Here is an 18,462-nt window from a genome sequence, read left to right on the forward strand (position 1 = left end):
GCCGAGAACGCCGCGCCCGTGGCGCGGCTGTGGGGGGGGCTGGCCCCCGGGGCCGGTGCAGGGCGCGCGCTTGCCTTTCTGCGTGACGCCACGCGGCCCGCGTGGTAGCGCGAAAGCATGACCCGCTTGCCCTCAAAAGAAGACCTCGCCCGCTGGCTTTCCGAACAGGACGGCCGTCCCACGATGCGCGACATCGCGCATGCGCATGGCATCAAGGGGGGCGCGGCCAAGATCGACCTCAAGCGCCTGCTGGCCGAGCTGGAGTCCGAGGGCCTGTATGAGCGCCGCAAGCGCCGGTCACGGGACGCAGGCTTACCGCCGGTGGCGATCATCCGCGTGACCGGCCCCGATGCGCAGGGCGATCTGATGGCCGAGCCGGCCGAGTGGCAGAGCGAGGACACCCCGCCGCCCATTCTGGTCATCGCGCGCCCCGATCTGCCCGCCTTCGGGCGCGGCGACCGGGTTCTGGCCAAGCTGATCGCGACGAAGGACGGCGTGCACGCCCATCCGATCCGCAAGCTGCAATCGGGTCCGGCGGCGGTGCTGGGGATTTACCGCGCGGGGTCGGAGGGTGGGCGCATTCTGCCCATCGACAAGGGCGCCGACATGGAATGGCGCGTGTCCGTCGCGGACTCGCAGGGTGCCAAGGACGGCGAGCTGGTCGAGGCCGAGCAGACCGCCCCCGCCCGCATGGGCCTGCCCCGCGCACGCATCCTCAAGCGGCTGGGCGACCCCGGCGCGCCGCGCGCGGTCAGCCTGATCGCGATCCACCAGCACGGCATCCCCGACCATTTCCCGCCCGAGGTCATCGCCGAGGCCGAAGCCGCCCCTACCCTGCCCAAGGGCAAGCGCGAGGATCTGCTGGACCTGCCGCTGCTGACCATCGACCCCTGGGATGCCCGCGACCATGACGATGCGGTTTGCGCCGCGCCCGATCCGGACAGCAAGGGTGGCTACATCGTCTGGGTCGCCATCGCCGATGTCGCCGCCTATGTGCGCCCGAATTCCGAGCTGGACCGCGAGGCGCGCAAACGCGGCAATTCCAGCTACTTCCCCGACCGCGTGGTGCCGATGCTGCCCGACCGGCTGTCAGGCGATCTGTGCAGCCTGCATGAGGGGGTCGAGCGCCCCGTCCTTGCCGTGCGTCTCAGCGTTAACGCGCAGGGGGAAAAGACCGCGCATCGTTTCGTGCGTGGCCTGATGCGTTCGCGTGCCTCGCTGAGCTATGAGCAGGCGCAGGCGGCGTTCGAGGGTCAGCTGGATGACGCAACTGAACCGCTGGCCGAGGGGCTGAGCCATCTCTACGCCGCCTGGCACGCCACGCTCAAGGCCCGCGCCGCGCGCCAGCCGCTGGAGCTGGACCTGCCCGAGCGCAAGATCATTCTGGGCGAGGATGGCAAGGTGACGTCGGTCGCCTTCAAGGACCGGCTCGACGCCCACAAGGTGATCGAGGAATTCATGGTGATGGCCAATGTCGCCGCCGCCGAGGAGCTGATCGCCCGCCGCTCGCCCCTGCTGTTCCGCGTGCACGAAGAACCGTCGCAAGAGAAGCTGGAAGCGCTGCGCGAGGTGGCTGCCGGGGCCGGGCTGACGCTGGCCAAAGGGCAGGTCTTGCAGACCCGGCACCTGAACCAGTTGCTCGCCGCCGCCGAGGGCGGCGAGTTCGACGAGCTGATCAACATCGCCACCCTGCGCTCGATGACGCAGGCCTATTACGGCGCGGAAAACTTTGGCCATTTCGGGCTGGCCCTGCGCAACTACGCGCATTTCACATCACCGATCCGGCGCTATTCGGACCTGATCGTGCACCGCTCGCTGATCTCGGCCCATAAATGGGGCAATGACGGTTTCAGCGACTGGGACATTGAGCATCTGGCGGAAACCGCGACGCAAATCTCAGAGACCGAGCGCCGCTCGATGACCGCCGAGCGCGACACAACCGACCGCTATCTGGCCGCCTTCATGGCCGACCGGATCGGCGCGGTGTTCAAGGGCCGTATCGCCGGGGTAGCGCGGTTCGGGCTGTTCGTGAAGATGGACGAGACCGGCGCGGATGGTCTGGTGCCGATCCGCACGCTGGGTGATGAGTATTTCCGCCATGACGCCGACACGCAGACGCTGACCGGCGAGCGCTCGGGCAATGTGCTGGGGCTGGGGCAGCGGGTGGTGGTCAAGCTGTCCGAGGCCGAGGCGATGACCGGCGGGTTGCTCTTGGAGCTGATCGAGGTCGAGGGCACGCCGATGGCCCGGCCCCGCCGCCACAAGGGTAAAGGCTATGCCCCGCGCAAGGGCGCGGCGGCGAAGGCGGGCAAGATCAAGGCGCGGCGCAAGCGCGAGCGTCAGCGTTAGAAGCGGCTCGGGCTGAGGGCAGGCAGCGGGGCTCCCCCTGCCAGAGCACGGCTGACCAGCTCGGCGGTTTTGGGCGCCAGCGTCAGGCCGATGTGGCCGTGACCGAAGGCCAGCACCAGACCTTTGCGCGCCGTGCCGACCACCGGCAGGCTGTCGGGGATCGACGGGCGCAGGCCCATCCAGCGGCGAGAGGGTGGCGGCAGGTCGGGGAAGACGCTGCGCACGGCGTCTTCCAGACGGTCCCAGCGATGCGCGGATGGCGGTGCGTCGATGCCGCCGAGTTCCACGGTTCCGGCGGCACGCAACCGGCCCTGCATCGGGGTGAAATAGAAGCCCCGGCTGGCCGGGCAAAAGGGCCGGGTCAGCGGGGCTACGCCGTCAAATTCAAGGTGATAGCCGCGCTCGGCGGTCAGCGGGATACGGATGCCCAACGGGCGCAGCAGCGACGCCGACCACGCGCCAGCGGCAAGAACGACGGTGTCTGCCTCGACCCCTTCGCCGGTGGCCAGCCCGATCCGCCAGCCCGCCCCGACCGGCTCCAGGGCCGTCACGCGCGCCGTAAGACGCTCGGGGCCTGCCGCTTCGATCCGGGTGAGCATGGCGGCCGGGTCGGTCAGCCAGATCGTGCCGGGGAACAGCGCGGCCCCGGCAAAGCGGCCTTCGGGCAGCGCGGGTTCCAGCGCCTGCAGCGCCTCGGCCCCCAGCATATCCACTGCCACGCCCAGAGAGCGCCGCCGCGCCATCCCCGCCTGCGCGCCGGCCAGCGCCTCGGGCGTGTCATAAGCGTAAAGCGCGCCGCGATCCTGCAACAGATCCGCCCCGCCCACCGCTGCCGCCAAGGCGCGCCAATCGGCATCCGCGCCCGCCAGCAACCCGGCCAGCGCCTGCCGGTTGGCCTGCGCCCTGCCCGGCAGCGATTGCCGCGCGAACCGTAAAAGCCACGGCACCAGCCCCAGCGCCGACGGGCGGTGGATCGCCAGCGGGCTGTCGCGGTTGAACAAGAGCCGGGGCAGATCGCGCAGCACGTCGGGCGTGCCGACCGGGTCCACCGCATACGTCGCAATCGTGCCCGCGTTGCCGGTCGAGGCGCAATGCGGCTGCCCCTCGCGGGCGATGACGATGACGCCATGCCCCTCATCGGCCAGCCGATGCGCGATGGTCAGACCGATGATCCCCGCGCCGACAACCGCAATCTGCATCAATAACCCGTCGTGCGGTCGACAAGGTGCAGCAGCGGCTCGCCCGCCTGCAACCGGCGCAGGTTCTCGGCGACGACGCGGGCGGCGGTTTCGGGCCGGGTTTCGGCGGCGATATGGGGGGTCACGGTGACGCGCGGATGCGCCCAGTAAGGATGCTCGGGCGGCAGCGGTTCGACCCGGAACACATCGAGCACCGCCTGCCCCACCTGCCCCGTATCCAGCGCCGCCAGCAGCGCGTCATCGTCGATCAGCGGACCGCGCCCCGGGTTGATGATCGTGGCGCCCTGCGGCAGCCAGCCCAGCGTCTCGGCGTTCAGGATATTCTCGGTCTCGGCGGTCTTGGGCAGCAGTGTCACCACGATCTGCGCCCGGCTCAGCACATCGCGCAGACCCTCGGGCCCGTGGTGGCACGCGATCCCCGGCACGTCCTTGGCCGTCCGGCTCCAACCCAGCACCGGGAAGCCCAAAGCGGCCAGCGCCTGCCCGCAGGTCGCGCCCAGCGCACCCAGACCCAGCATCGCCACCGGGCGCTCCCCTGCCAGCGGCGGGGCCACCGGCTCCCACTCGCCCGATTGCTGGGCCAGCGCGCGGTCCATGCCGATATGCGCGCGCATCGCATAGGCGACAACGTATTCGACCATCGACTGCGTCAGGCCCGGATCAACCATCCGGCACAAAGGCTGGGTCAGGGTCTGGTTGGTGACGATCCTCTCAACCCCGGCCCACAGGCTGAGCACCGCCTTGCAGTTGACGTAGGGGGTGAAGTCGTCCGGCGTCTCGCCGCCCGGCGCGTAGATCATCGCGTCAACCTCGGCCGGATCGGCCTCGCGCAGCAAATCGGCCTGCACGCCAGCCTCGGCCAGTGCTGCCCGCAAGGGGGCCTCCCACTGCGGCCAACGCCAGTCTCCGGCGGAAAACAGAACCTTCATGCACGCTCCCTTGGACGGTGGATACAGGCCGATTGCACCAGACCGAAGCCGATCAGGATCATCAGCATGGCCGAGCCGCCATAGCTGACCAGCGGCAAAGGCACGCCGACGACCGGGGCCAAGCCCATCACCATCGCCATGTTCACCGCGAAATAGAGGAAAAAGTTACCCGCGATGCCCAGAATCAACAGCGAGGCATAGCGGTTCTTGGACCGCATCGCGGCGATGACGCAGGTCACCAGAATGCCGATATAGAGCGTCAACAGGAACACGCCGCCGATAAAGCCGAACTCTTCGGCCAGCGTGTTGAAGATGAAGTCGGTGTGCTTCTCGGGCAGGAAGTTCAGCCGCGACTGCGTGCCCTGCATGAAGCCCCGACCTGACCAGCCGCCCGAGCCCAGCGCAATCATTGCCTGATTGATGTGATACGATGACCCCAAAGGGTCCAGCGACGGGTCCAGAAACGCGTCGATGCGGCGGAACTGATAGTCGCGCAACAGCTGCCAATCGGTCCCGCGCGAGGAGAACACCGCCGTGACCAGCCCGACGCCCGCGCCGATCACGCCGCCGAAATACCACAGGCTGACCCCGGCAAAGAACATTACCATACCGCCGCCACCCAGAATCAGCAGGGCGGTGCCAAGGTCGGGCTGCTTGAGCACCAGAAACGCGGGCACAAGGATCATCAGCGCCGCCAGCGCCACATAGACCGGGTGCGAAACCTTGCGGATATCGAGCCAGTCGTAATAGGCCGCCATCGCCATGATCACGGTGATCTTGGTCATCTCGGACGGCTGAATGCGGATCGGTCCCAGTTCCAGCCAGCGCTGCGCGCCCATGCCGATCGAGCCGAAGAACTCGACCCCCAGAAGCAGGATCACCGACACCGCGTAGCCGAGCGCCGACATCGAGCGCCAGAACCACAAGGGGACGAAGCCGACGACGAACATCACCGTCAACGCCAGCGCGAAGCGTTGCATCTGCGGCTCGGCCCAACGCTCGAAATTACCGCCCGAGACCGAATAAAGCTGCAAGAAGCCGACCGAGGCCACGGCGCTGAGCAGCAGCACCAGTGCCCAGTTGACGTAAAGCACCTTGCTCAGGCCGGTGGGCGAGCGTTTGACGTGGTACTCAAGATAGCTCATGCGCGGCCCCGCAGGCTTGAGGCAGCGACGGCCGGGCCGATCTGGTCGCTGATCGTGCGGATCATCGACTCGATACGGTTTCTTTGCGGGGCGGGATAGGCCTCGACCGGGGGCAGCCCGCCGTTTTGCGCGGCCAGAATGATGTCGCGCGCGATCGGAGCGGCGGCAGACGAGCCACCGCCCCCGTGCTCGACCACGATCGACACGGCATAGCGCGGCGCGCTTTCGGGCGCGTAGCACACGAAAAGCGCGTGATCGCGCCGGTTCCACGGCAGCTGATCCTGCCGCCGGATGCCCGACGCCCGCTCGGCAGCGGTGATCGAGAACACCTGACTGGAGCCGGTCTTGCCCGACATGCGCATGGCCTCGTCAACGATGCGCGAGGCATAGGCGGTGCCGCGCTGCGAGTTGGACACCTCGAACATGCCGCGCTGAACCATCGCCAGATGCACAGGGTTCAGACCCAAAGGCGGGTGTTCAGGCTGCGGCTGTTCGATATCGTTGATGCTGTGGACCAGCCGGGGCAGGATCGCCCGGTTGGTCGCAATCCGTGCGGTCATCACCGCCAGCTGCAAGGGCGTCGACAGTACGAACCCCTGCCCGATCGACGCGTTGATCGTGTCGCCCACCACCCATTCCGCCCCGCGCCGGTCGCGCTTCCACTCACGCGAGGGGTTCAGACCGCTCGAGATGCCCGACAGCGGCAGGTCATAGCGCAGACCCAGTCCCATGCGTTCGGCCATGGCGTTGATCCGGTCGATCCCGGTGCGCTGCGCCATCTCGTAGAAATACACATCACAGCTTTCAGCCAGCGCCGAGGTCACATTGACCCGCCCGTGGCCCCCCCGGTTCCAGCAGTGAAAGCGCCGCCCGCTGATTTCGATATGACCGGGGCAGAAGACACGCTCGTCCTGCGTGGCGAAACCACCCTCGAACGCGGCCATCGCGGTCACGATCTTGAAGGTCGATCCGGGCGGATACGCGCCTTGCACGGCCTTGTTCGACATCGGGCGGTATTCGTTATCGCGAAGGCCGGCGTAATCGGCGACAGAGATGCCGCGCACAAAGAGATTGGGATCGAACGACGGGGCCGAGGCCATTGCCAGCACATTGCCGGTCTGCACCTCCATCACCACCGCCGCGGCGCTCTGATCGCCCAGACGGGCCAGCGCGAAGGCCTGAAGCGAGCGGTCCAGCGTCAGCTGCAGATTGGCCCCCGCGTCACCCTCCTGGCGGTCCAGCTCGCGCATTTCGCGGCCCACGGCGTTGACCTCGATGCGGCGATGCCCGGCAGAGCCGCGCAGATCGTCCTCCATCTCGCGCTCGATGCCGATCTTGCCGATCTGGAAACGCGGGATCATCAGCAGCGGATCGGGGCTTTCCAGCGCCTCGAGGTCACGCTCGGAAACCGGGCCGACATAGCCGACCGAATGCGCGAACTCGGCACCGAAGGGATAAAAGCGGGTCCAGCCGACCTCGGGGGTGATGCCGGGCATGGCAGGGGCGTTGGCGGCGACGCGCGCGACCTCCTCCCAGTTCAGCTGATCGACGATGGTCACCGGCACAAAGGGACGGTGGCGCATGATCTCGCGCTCGGCGCGCTCGATCTCTTCTTCGGTCAGCGGGATCAACTCGGCCAGCCGCTCGAGCGCGGCGCGCGGCGCGCCTGCATCCTCGCGCACCAGCACGATGCGGTAATTCTGCACATTCGACGCCAGAACCAGCCCGCTGCGGTCCAGAATGGTGCCGCGCGCGGGCGGCAACAGGCGGATGTTGATGCGGTTCTCATCGGCCAGCAGGCGGAACTCTTCAGCCTGCCCCAGCTGAAGCGAGCGCATGCGCAGCACCAGCGCCCCGGCAAACACCAGTTGGGCACCGCCCAGCAGCGCGGCGCGGCGCGAGATCCTGCGCGCGCTTTCCTCGTTATCCTTGGGGGGTCGTTTCATAGCTTGCGGCCCAGTTCATCCACTTCGCCCGTTGCCGGTTTGCGCACGCGCAGCACGCCTTGCAGGAACCAGACAACCAGGGGGTATACGGCAATAGTGACCACAAGTCGCCCCACGCTCAAGTCCAGCGGGTCGCGTGCGGCCATCACGATCACGAGCACAAGCCTGTAAGCCACCGACATGGCCAGCATCACCCCGGCCACCATTGCCCATTCCAGTAGCAGGTTCATCTCGCGCACCACGGACTGACGGCGGCGCAGGAACTCGGTCCCGGCCAGCACGGCCAGCGCCCACAGGCCCGGCGGCCGCATGAGGAACAGATCCTCGACCAGAAACACCAGAGCAATGGCCAGCGCAGGCAGATGCGACGGGCGGCGCAGCACCCACGCAACGGTCAGCGCCAGCAGGAAGTCGGGCGCGGGCCAGCCGCCTTCGGGATTGGACAGCGGCAGGATGCGCGCCAGAATCGTCACCGCAGCGATCAGCACCCACAGGCCCAGATAGACCAAAGTCCGCAGGCGCCAGAACTCGCTACTCATTGGGCGGCCCGCCCGTGGCGGCACCACCCGGCAGTGGCAGCGCGGGCACGGCATCGACCGTCCCGGCGGCGTCAGGCTCGGGCCCTTCCTCCAGCGGTGCGTCTTGCATCGGGATGAAGGGCACCCCGGTCGTCGGGTCCAGCGGCGTGCCCTCGGCATCCACCGGGCGCAGCAGCGCGCCGGATTGCTCGATCCGTTCAGCAGGGCGCGAGCGCAGCACGCGCAGGAAGTCGAGCCGCCCGTAATCCGCCGCCAGCCGCACGCGGAGGCGTCCGTCGGCCCCCTCGGCCACCTCGCCGACCAACAGTCCCGGCGGGAACACCCCGCCATCCGAGGCACTGACCACCCGGTCGCCGGGCCGCAGGGCCTCGGGGCTTTCGACAAAATCGAGCACCGGCTGCTGGGTGTTGTCGCCACTGATCAGCGCGCGCTGGCCGGTGGGCTGCACGATCACCGGCACCCGGCTGTTGGAATCCGTCAGCAGGATCACCCGTGACGAGCGGTCCCCGACCCCGGCAATCCGCCCGGCCAGCCCCAGCCCGTCCATCACCGCCCAACCATCGACGATGCCGTCGCGCGATCCGACATTGAGCAGCACCGATTGCCGGTACGGGCTGCCCGCATCGGCCATCACCACACCCGTCACATGCGTCAGCTGCGGGTCCAGCCGCACGCGGGCCATGTCCAAGAGCTGCGCATTGCGCTGTTCCAGTTGCAGTGCCGCCTCACGCCAGGCGCGCATCTGCTGCAGCTCGCGCCGCAGCTCCTGATTTTGCTCATAGATGCGCGCGTAGCTGCGGAAATCCTCGACCATCCGCGACACGCGGGTGACCGGCGCCATGGCCCATTCCATATTGGGCACCACAGCGTCGACCACAGCGGTGCGGAACCGCTCGATCCGGGGGCTGTCGATGCGCCAGAGCAGGAACAGCGCCAGCAGGACCAGCGCCAACACCCCGACCACGAGGCGCCGCACGGGGCGGACATAATCGGCCTCGTTCGAACGGTCAGTTGCCACGGTGGTCCCTCACGCCCGAGCGGTGCTCAGCTTTCGTAATCAATGGCGTGGCGCAGTTGCTTTTCGTATTCCAGCGCCTTGCCGGTGCCCAGCGCCACACAGTTCAGCGACTGGTCGGCCACGGTGATGATCAGCCCGGTCTGCTCGCGCAGCGCCAGATCCAGATCGCCCAAGAGCGCCCCGCCTCCGGTCAGCATGACGCCCCGGTCCACGATATCCGCCGCCAGATCCGGCGGCGTGGTTTCCAGCGCGATCATCACGGCCTCGCAGATGGTCTGCACGGTTTCCGACAGCGCCTCGGCGATCTGGCCCTGAGTGATCTCGATTTCCTTGGGCACGCCGTTGAGCAGGTCACGACCGCGGATCTGCATGACCTTGCCGCGCCCGTCGTCCGGCATCCGCGCCGTGCCGATGGTGCATTTGATCCGCTCGGCGGTGGATTCGCCAATCAAAAGGTTCTGATGACGGCGCAGATAGCTGATGATCGCCTCATCCATGCGGTCACCACCGACACGCACCGAGCGCGCATAGACGATGTCGCCCAAGGACAGCACGGCCACCTCGGTCGTCCCGCCACCGATATCCACCACCATCGAGCCGGTGGGATCGGTGATCGGCATCCCTGCGCCAATCGCGGCAGCGATCGGCTCGGAAATCAGCCCGGCGCGGCGGGCGCCTGCGGACAGAACCGACTGCCGGATCGCGCGTTTCTCAACCGGCGTGGCGCCGTAGGGAACACAGACGATGACCTTGGGCTTGGAGAAGGTCGAGCGCTTGGTCACCTTGCGGATGAAGTGCTTGATCATCTCTTCGGCAACGTCGAAGTCGGCGATGACCCCGTCGCGCATCGGGCGGATTGCCTCGATCGAGCCGGGGGTGCGACCCAACATCAGCTTGGCGTCTTCGCCCACGGCCAGAACTTGCTTGCGCCCGTCCTTGACGTGGTAGGCTACGACCGACGGCTCATTCAAAATGATCCCGCGGCCCTTGACGTAGACCAGCGTATTCGCCGTGCCGAGGTCGATCGCCATATCCGACGAAAAGAGGCCAGAAAGTCCGAACATGTGGCGGTCATCCCATAATCATGGAAGGCCCCCGCACAAGGGCGGGGGCGATTGCGTGGCCCTTATAGGCTCGCTTGACCCTTGGCGTAAAGGCCCCCGGTCCGCAGCATCGGCGCATATCTGCCGCGATCCATCTCACGAATGGGTGCGGGATTAGGGGCCCCCGCGACGCCTTATGGATCGGCTTGTCCGAGGGGTCGGTCAAGACAATTCTGGGGACAACACGCAAAGGTGGGAGGCCTGAGCGGCCCCCCGCCGGTGGCTCAGTGCGCCGCCGAGGTTTGCAGCGCCGAATTGTTCGCCCGGCCCTGCCCCGCATGCATCCGGTTGAGCGCATTCACATAGGCCTTGGCCGAGGCGACAACCGTGTCGGTATCCGCCGATTGCCCGGTGAACACCATGCCCGCCCGGCTGACCCGGACCGAGACCGTGGCCTGCGCATCGGTCCCTTCGGTCACCGCCTGCACCTGATACAGGTCCAGCTTGGCATCATGCGGGTAGAGCATCTTCACCGCGTTGAACACCGCATCGACCGGGCCGTCGCCGGTGGCATCGACGTAATGCTCCTCGCCGCCGACGCTCATGGTCAGCTCGGCCTCTTGCGGACCCTCGGTGCCGCAGACCACGCGCAGTTTCCTGATCTGCAGATGGTCGTCGCCGCCCGAGGCCGCCGTATCGGCCACCAACGCCACCAGATCGTCGTCATAGACCTCTTTCTTGCGGTCGGCCAAAGCCTTGAAGCGCACGAAGACGTCTTTCAGCTGGTTGTCACCCAGATCATAGCCCAGCTCAGCCATCTTGGCGCGCAGCGCGGCGCGGCCCGAATGCTTGCCCATGGCGATGTTCTTCGCGGTCAGGCCGATATCCTCAGGGCGCATGATCTCGAAGGTCTGGACGTTCTTCAGCACGCCATCCTGATGGATGCCGGATTCGTGCAGGAAGGCGTTCTTGCCGACGACAGCCTTGTTGTACTGCACGGCAAAGCCCGAGACCTGACTGACCCGGCGGCTCAGATGCATGATCTTGGTCGAGTCGATGCGCGTCTGATACGGCATGATGTCGTTGCGCACGCGCATCGCCATCACCACCTCTTCCAGCGCGGTGTTGCCCGCGCGCTCGCCCAGACCGTTGATCGTGCACTCGATCTGCCGCGCGCCCGCCTCGACCGCCGCCAGCGAGTTCGCCGTCGCCATGCCCAGATCGTTGTGGCAATGCGTGGCGAAGATGATGTTGTCGGCCCCCGGCACGCGCTCCAGCAACATGCGGATCAGGTCCGCGGATTCACGCGGCGCGGTGTAGCCGACGGTATCGGGGATGTTGATCGTGGTGGCCCCCGCCTTGATCGCGGTTTCCACGACGCGGCACAGATAGTCATGCTCGGTCCGCGTGGCGTCCATCGGCGACCATTGCACATCAGCGCACAGGTTGCGGGCATGGGCGACGGTCGCGGCGATCTTCTCGATCATCTCTTCCTGATTGAGCGCGGTGATGTCGCGGTGCAGCGGCGAGGTGCCGATGAAGGTGTGAATGCGCGGCTTGGCGGCGTGTTTCACCGCCTCCCAGGCACGGTCGATGTCGGCGAAATTGGCGCGGGCCAGACCGCAGATGGTCGAGTTGCGGCTCTGGCGCGCGATCTCGCTGACGGCGGCGAAATCGCCCTCCGAGGCGATAGGGAAACCGGCCTCGATCACATCGACGCCCATTTCGTCCAGCAAGCCGGCGATTTCCAGCTTCTCGTCGTGGCTCATCGTGGCGCCAGGCGATTGTTCGCCATCACGCAGGGTGGTGTCAAAAATCAGAACGCGGTCTTGTTTCGAGCGGGTTTGGTCGGTCGTATCGGTCATGATGAAATTCCGTGCTGTCTGCGAGTGTCCTTAACGGCGGGTCCGGGCGCTGGCTACCTCTGAGCGGTCGCGCCCGAAGGCACGCTCAGAGGTCGCTAAGGAGCAGAAGACCGCACAGGCGCGCGCAGGCCACGGGCAAACCCGGCAGCGAGGCAATGATGAAGGGGCGCGTGCGTTCCATGGGGCGGACTATACGGCCGGGATCGGAAAAGAAAAGAGCGAAGTGACGGGGACCGGGCGCGCAGGGGCATCGAGCCCCCGCGCGCCCGGGTGGGGGCCAGCCCCCACACCCCGCGCTGGGAGGATTTTCCATCCTCCCAGACCCTCCTGGAGGATATTTTCAGAGCAAAGAGGGGCGCGGGGCCGGAAATCTTCATGTCCTGTTAACCCTTATCCCCCAGATTGAGAGTCGAATGAGACGAGGCTGCGATGGACGGGACACCACTTTCTTCTCCCACACCCTTCACCCCACCCACCACGGAAGAAGACCGGCTGTCGTGGCTTCGTCTCATTCGCTCGCGCCGCGTTGGCCCCAGCACGTTTCAGCGCCTGATGGGCGAACATGGCAGCGCGCAGGCTGCACTGGCAGCGCTTCCGAGCATCGCGCGCGCCGCCGGGATTGACGACTATACCGCGCAGCCGCTGGACGCTGCTCAGGCCGAGATCGATCAGGGCCTGCGCAAAGGCGCGCGGCTCTTGTTCCTTGGTGCCCCCGATTACCCCCTACCGCTGGCCGCGCTGACCGACCCGCCGCCGGTGCTTTGGGCACGCGGGCGCGGTGCCGTGCTGGGCCGCCCCGCCGTCGCCATCGTCGGCGCCCGCAATGCCTCAAGCCTGGGCGGGCGTATGGCGCGCAAACTGGCTGAGGGGCTGGGCTATCATGGCTTCGTTGTGGTCTCCGGCCTTGCCCGCGGCATCGACACCACCGCCCATGGCGGCGCGCTCAAGACCGGCACCATCGCGGTGATGGCGGGCGGCGTGGACGTCATCTACCCAGCCGAGAACGAGATGCTCGCCGCCTCGATCGCCGATCAGGGCCTCTTGCTGTCCGAACAACCCTTTGGCCTGCGCCCGCAAGCGCGCCACTTCCCGCGTCGCAACCGGCTGATCGCCGGGCTGTCGCGCGCGGTCATCGTCGTTGAGGCGGCTGAGGGCTCGGGCAGCCTGATCACCGCCCGTGATGCGCTGGATCAGGGGCGAGAACTGCTGGCGGTGCCCGGTCACCCGATGGATGCCCGCGCCGCCGGCTGCAACCTCTTGATCCGCGAGGGGGCGACGCTGGTACGCGACACGGCCGATGTCCTCGCCGCGCTAGAGGGCAGCCTTGAGCGCGATCCACCAACCCCCGCCCCGCAATCCAAAACCGGCCCGACCGCCCAAAACTGGCCGGACACGCTCACCCTGCACCGCCTGATCCTCGACCGGCTCGGCCCCTCGCCGGTGGCCGAAGACCAGCTCCTGCGCGACCTCGCCCTGCCTGCACAGGTGGTTGCGCCTGCCCTGCTGTTCCTCGAACTCGACGGTCGCGTGCAGCGCCAGCCCGGTGGCATGCTCGCCCGACGCTGAGCGTTTCTTTGCTCGTCAAATATCCTCCGGGAGGGTCCGGGAGGGTGGAAAACCCTCCCGGGCGGGTGCGGGTGGGAACCCGCCGGGCCGAGGGGGCTCGATGCCCCCGAGGCCCGGGTTCCGCGCAGCAAAATCACCCGCTCAATTGACATCCCCCCCCGTTCAACCCCATCTATGCGGCGCACCCTGCGCGGCACCCCCTGGTCGCCGCGCCAAAAGGGCAAGTGTAATCAGAGGTTTGCATGACAGTTGTCGTTGTCGAGTCCCCCGCCAAGGCCAAAACGATCAACAAGTACCTGGGCCCCGGCTTCACGGTTCTCGCCTCGTTCGGCCATGTTCGTGACCTGCCGCCCAAGGATGGCTCGGTCGATACCGAACACGAATTCGACATGAAATGGGAGATCGCGACCGACTCCAAGAAGCACATCAAGGCGATCACCGATGCGCTCAAGGACGACGACACGCTGATTCTGGCGACTGACCCTGACCGCGAAGGGGAAGCGATTTCGTGGCACCTGGAACAGGCGCTGGAGAAGAAGCTCAAGGGCAAGAACGTCTCGCGCGTCACCTTCAACGCGATCACCAAACCGGCGATTTTGGAGGCGATGAAGCACCCGCGTCAGGTCGATGCGCCGCTGGTACAGGCCTATCTCGCCCGCCGCGCGCTGGACTACCTTGTCGGTTTCAACCTCAGCCCGGTCCTGTGGCGTAAACTGCCCGGCGCGAAATCGGCGGGCCGGGTGCAGTCAGTCTGCCTGCGCCTGATCGTCGAGCGCGAGATGGAAATCGAGGCGTTCCGCGCCCGTGAATACTGGTCGGTCACCGCCCAGTTGACCAACGCCCGCGGTGCTGAGTTCACCGCCCGGCTGACCAATCTGGCCGGCAAGCGTCTGGACAAGTTCGATCTGGCCGACTCGGTCGCCGCCGAGCTGGCCGTGCAGGCTGTGACCTCGCGCGCGCTCACCGTCACCTCAGTCGAGGCCAAACCGGCCAGCCGCAACCCGACCGCGCCTTTCATGACCTCGACCCTGCAACAAGAGGCCAGCCGCAAGTTCGGCATGGGTGCCAAGCAGACCATGTCGGCGGCCCAGCGTCTCTATGAGGCCGGGCACATCACCTATATGCGGACCGACGGCATCGACATGGACCCCAGCGCCGTGCAGGACGCCCGGGCCGAGATCGAAAAGCGCTATGGCAAGGAGTATGTTCCGGCCAGCCCGCGGCTGTACAAGAACAAGGCTAAGAACGCGCAGGAAGCGCACGAATGTATCCGCCCGACGGATATGAGCGCGGACCCGGAGTCGGTCCGCCTGACGGAATCCGATCAGCGCCGTCTCTATGATCTGATCTGGAAGCGCACCATCGCCTGCCAGATGGAAGCCGCCCGCATGGAGCGCACCACGGCTGAAATCGGCTCGAAAGACGGTCAGGTCGGCCTGCGCGCTACCGGTCAGGTCATGCTGTTCGACGGGTTCCTGCGCGTCTATGAAGAAGGCCGCGACGAGGATGGCGACGACGAAGGCCGCCTTCCCCAGCTCGCACAGGGCGAAAGCGTCGAGAAACGCGCCATCGACCCCGAGCAGCATTTCACCCAACCCCCCGCCCGCTATACCGAGGCCACCTTGGTCAAGCGGATGGAAGAGCTGGGCATTGGCCGTCCGTCCACCTATGCCTCGATCGTCACGACGATTCAGGATCGCGGCTATGTGCGCAAGGACAAGAACCGCCTGCTGCCTGAGGATAAAGGCCGGTTGGTGACGATCTTCCTGACCAGCTATTTCCGCAAATATCTGGAATATGATTTCACCGCCGATCTGGAAGAGCAGCTCGACGACATCTCGGCGGGCAGCCGGAATTACAAGGATGTGCTCGCCCGGTTCTGGCGTGACTTCTCGGCCGCCTTGGCCGAAACCGCCGATCTGCGCATCACCGAGGTGCTGGAAAAGATCGACGACGTGCTGTCGCCGCATCTCTACCCGCCGCGTGAGGATGGCAGCGATCCGCGCCTGTGCCCGACCTGCGGCAAGGGCCGTCTCAACCTGAAGACCGCGCGCTCGGGCGGGGCCTTCATCGGCTGCAACAACTATCCCGAGTGCCGCTACACCCGGCCGCTGTCGGGCGATGAGGGCGACGCGGAACTGGCAGGCGACGGCAAGGTGCTGGGCTTTGACGGCGAGGATGCAATCCGGCTGAAAACCGGGCGCTTTGGTCCTTACGTTCAGCGCGGCGAGGCGACCGAAGAGGTGCCCAAACCCCCGCGTTCAAGCCTGCCCAAGGGCTGGGACGTCGAGGCGATGGATCTGGACAAGGCGCTGCAATTGCTCAGCCTGCCGCGTCTGATCGGCGCGCATCCTGAGGATGGCGAGCCGATTGAATCCGCGATTGGCCGCTTTGGCCCCTACGTCAAGCACAACAAGACCTACGCCAACCTGCCCGAAGTGGACGAGGTCTTCACCATCGGCATGAACCGCGCGATGGAAGTGCTGGCGGCCAAACTGGCGCGCGGCCCCGGTCGCGGCGCGGCGGCGGAACCGCTCAAGGTTCTGGGCGATCACCCCGATGGCGGGCCGGTGCAGGTGATGCCCGGTCGCTATGGGCCATATGTCAAATGGGAAAAGGTCAATGCGACCCTGCCCAAAGAGATCGACCCGGCGGCAGTGACGATGGAACAGGCGCTGGAACTGATCGCGGCCAAAGCGGCGAGCAGCCCCAAGGGCAAGAAAGCGGCAGCCAAGAAGCCCGCCGCCAAGAAAGCCGCCGCAAAACCGGCAGCCAAAACGACGGCGGCTAAAACGACCGCCGCCAAGAAACCGGCGGCGAAAAAGGCCCCGGCCAAAACGGCGGCCAAAAAGGCGGCAAAGCCGACTGACGCCGACGAATGATCCCTTCGGGCGCGGGCCTCAGAACCCGCGCTCGATGAACCCCAGACGCGAGAAGAACCGCATCCAGGGCGACAGCTCCTGCCCCGGCGGCACGCGCTCGCCCTGATCGATATAGCTCTGGATCAGCCGGTCCACCCGCGCCGCCAGAGCTGCATCAAGGATCGCCACGCCGTTTTCCAGATCATGCCAGAAACTGCGCTGGTTCAGGTTGATCGAGCCGATCAGCACCAGCCGGTCGTCGATGACGATCAGCTTTGAGTGCAGCAAAAGCGGCATCGGGTCATAGTCAAAGAACCGCACCCAATCGCCGTGCCGGTTGGCAAAGCGCCGGTTCAGGCCCGTCACCATGAAATCCGTCGCCTCGCGCACCCGCACCGTCGCCACCACATCGACGCTCACGCCCCGCGCATGCGCGCGCTCCATCGCGGCGCTGATCGCCGGTGTCAGGTTCAGATAGGGCGAGGCAATGCGGATCCGGTGCTGCGCTGCGTCAATCAGCCCGGCGTAATAACGGTCCAGAGCAGCGCCATCGGCATAGGGCACCGAAATCAGATGCCGCATCGCGTGGTCCGGCAGCGCGCGCACCGTTTCAGCCCGAACCGGCGCGGGCCACATCGCCTGTGTGTCACGGTCGCGGTTCCACAGCGCGCCCATCTGCTGCACGATTGCGCGCACCTGAGCGTCGCCATACAGGGCCAGCTCGAAATCCTCATAGGCGGTGAACCCGCCGGTCAGGCGCATCTGCTCGGGATTGTACTGATGCAGGAAGGGGAAATCGTCCAGATCGCGCGGCTCGGGGAAGAAATACCCCTCGTGGATATTGCGCCCGCCAACGATGGCGACCGAGCGCCCCGGTTGACGCGCGATGGTAGCAAACAGCTTTACATGCGTCACCCGATGCAGCCGCGCAAACTGGCCTTCGACGCCCCGCGCGGCCTCGGCGGGCATGCGGTAGGGCTGCACCTGCACCGTCGGGTACTGCGAGGCCAGCCCCTCAAACAACCGCCGGTCGGTTTCGGTCAGCATCACGTCGGACACCAGAATGCGCACCACCGTGCCGCGCGCAGCGTGCCAGGCCAGCATCCGCGCGGTCAGATAGCCCGCGAAATCCGCGTTCATGTTCAGGTAGTTGACGTAAATCAGGTCCAGTTCCGGGGCATTCGAGTAATCCAGCGCCACCGCCGGATCGCCCTCAATCAACGCTTCGCGCGGCAGGCGGCTGCCGGTCAGCGCCTCAACCCGCGCGTTCAGCGCCTCGGCCCCGTCCGCCAGCATCGTCACCGGCCCGGCAGGCATCGGGCAGGTCGCCGCCAGGTCACCGGTGTCCATAAAGGCCCGCTCCAGCGCATCCGCCCCGCCGCCGGTGCAGCTGCGCACCGGTGCGTCCAGCGCGGCGATGGCCGGCAGCGCAGTATCCTCGCGCTCAAGACGCAGCGTCCAGCCGGGTCGCCCGCCCGGCGTCACCGTCAGGTCGCAGGCCTGCGTCGCCGGGTCCAGTTCCAACCCGCTGCGCAACCGCTCACCGGGTGGCACGCGCAGCGTGATGGGGACGCCTGCGGTAACCCAGACCGACCCGCCAACCCCCTCATCACGACGCTGAATCCGCGCGCGGGCATCGCAGACGGCCACGACCCGGTACGCCATATGACCATGCGCCATGAAGCGCAGCGAGACCTCGCGCGCGCCCGCAGCACTGAAATAGCCGCGATGCTGGCCGTCGGACGGGCCTGCCTCGAACAAGGGAAGATCGGTGATGGCGTGGCGTCCCTGCACCGGCGCGGCGACCAGAGGTACCTGCTCGGGTGCAGGGACGCCACGCTGCGCCGCCGCACAGGCAGACAGCGCGATCAGCAGGGACAAAAACAGGCGATTCAGCCGGAAAACCATGGCTGCACAATAGTCTCCCCCAGCACATCCGCAAGACACGCCCATGACACTTGACCCAGACGTGCACAGCCGCGCAGCGCCGCCGGTGCAATTG

12 protein-coding genes are annotated in these 18,462 nt (G+C 66.8%); 3 read left to right on the plus strand and 9 right to left on the minus strand.

Annotated features, from left to right (window positions below):
* Nucleotides 1-117 precede the first annotated feature (117 nt).
* On the plus strand, nucleotides 118-2,349 hold the full coding sequence (gene rnr, locus EAE28_RS05105; RefSeq protein ID WP_127104762.1) for a ribonuclease R: 2,232 nt from the start codon (nucleotides 118-120) through the stop codon (nucleotides 2,347-2,349).
* Here the strand turns inward: rnr and EAE28_RS05110 are convergent.
* The 8 genes from EAE28_RS05110 to EAE28_RS05145 form a co-directional block, all read right to left on the minus strand.
* Nucleotides 2,346-3,548, minus strand: coding sequence for an NAD(P)/FAD-dependent oxidoreductase (locus tag EAE28_RS05110; RefSeq protein ID WP_127104763.1), 1,203 nt, complete (start codon nucleotides 3,546-3,548; stop codon nucleotides 2,346-2,348). The genes rnr and EAE28_RS05110 overlap by 4 nt on opposite strands.
* Nucleotides 3,548-4,477 (minus strand): 2-hydroxyacid dehydrogenase, encoded by a 930-nt coding sequence (locus EAE28_RS05115; RefSeq protein WP_127104764.1) that lies wholly within the window; start codon nucleotides 4,475-4,477, stop codon nucleotides 3,548-3,550. Before EAE28_RS05115 ends, EAE28_RS05110 begins: the two co-directional genes overlap by 1 nt.
* Entirely contained in the window at nucleotides 4,474-5,622 is a 1,149-nt protein-coding gene (gene rodA / locus EAE28_RS05120; RefSeq protein ID WP_127104765.1) for a rod shape-determining protein RodA, read from the minus strand. The genes EAE28_RS05115 and rodA overlap by 4 nt, the downstream gene beginning before the upstream one ends.
* Nucleotides 5,619-7,568 carry a penicillin-binding protein 2 gene (gene mrdA, locus EAE28_RS05125; protein WP_127104766.1) on the minus strand — a complete coding sequence of 650 codons (1,950 nt, stop codon included), beginning with the start codon at nucleotides 7,566-7,568 and terminating at the stop codon, nucleotides 5,619-5,621. The genes rodA and mrdA overlap by 4 nt, the downstream gene beginning before the upstream one ends.
* Nucleotides 7,565-8,107 (minus strand): rod shape-determining protein MreD, encoded by a 543-nt coding sequence (locus EAE28_RS05130; protein ID WP_127104767.1) that lies wholly within the window; start codon nucleotides 8,105-8,107, stop codon nucleotides 7,565-7,567. Before EAE28_RS05130 ends, mrdA begins: the two co-directional genes overlap by 4 nt.
* Entirely contained in the window at nucleotides 8,100-9,125 is a 1,026-nt protein-coding gene (gene mreC, locus EAE28_RS05135; RefSeq protein WP_127104768.1) for a rod shape-determining protein MreC, read from the minus strand. The genes EAE28_RS05130 and mreC overlap by 8 nt, the downstream gene beginning before the upstream one ends.
* Nucleotides 9,126-9,151: 26 nt before the next feature.
* Entirely contained in the window at nucleotides 9,152-10,189 is a 1,038-nt protein-coding gene (locus EAE28_RS05140) for a rod shape-determining protein (protein ID WP_127104769.1), read from the minus strand.
* A gap of 263 nt (nucleotides 10,190-10,452) precedes the next feature.
* The gene (locus EAE28_RS05145; protein ID WP_127104770.1) at nucleotides 10,453-12,033 is read right to left on the minus strand and encodes a 2-isopropylmalate synthase; all 1,581 of its coding nucleotides are present in this window, start codon (nucleotides 12,031-12,033) and stop codon (nucleotides 10,453-10,455) included.
* A gap of 429 nt (nucleotides 12,034-12,462) precedes the next feature.
* Here EAE28_RS05145 and dprA point away from each other — a divergent pair, with 429 nt between their 5' ends.
* A complete protein-coding gene (dprA, locus tag EAE28_RS05150) occupies nucleotides 12,463-13,599 on the plus strand; it encodes a DNA-processing protein DprA (protein WP_127104771.1) in 1,137 nt (378 codons plus the stop codon).
* Between the two features lie 242 nt (nucleotides 13,600-13,841).
* The gene (gene topA / locus EAE28_RS05155) at nucleotides 13,842-16,481 is read left to right on the plus strand and encodes a type I DNA topoisomerase (protein ID WP_127104772.1); all 2,640 of its coding nucleotides are present in this window, start codon (nucleotides 13,842-13,844) and stop codon (nucleotides 16,479-16,481) included.
* 18 nt (nucleotides 16,482-16,499) lie between these two features.
* Here topA and EAE28_RS05160 read toward each other — a convergent pair whose 3' ends face one another.
* A complete protein-coding gene (locus EAE28_RS05160) occupies nucleotides 16,500-18,368 on the minus strand; it encodes a phospholipase D-like domain-containing protein (protein WP_164736553.1) in 1,869 nt (622 codons plus the stop codon).
* Between the last annotated feature and the right edge of the window lie 94 nt (nucleotides 18,369-18,462).

Source organism: Pararhodobacter zhoushanensis (assembly GCF_003990445.1).
GTDB lineage: Bacteria > Pseudomonadota > Alphaproteobacteria > Rhodobacterales > Rhodobacteraceae > Pararhodobacter > Pararhodobacter zhoushanensis.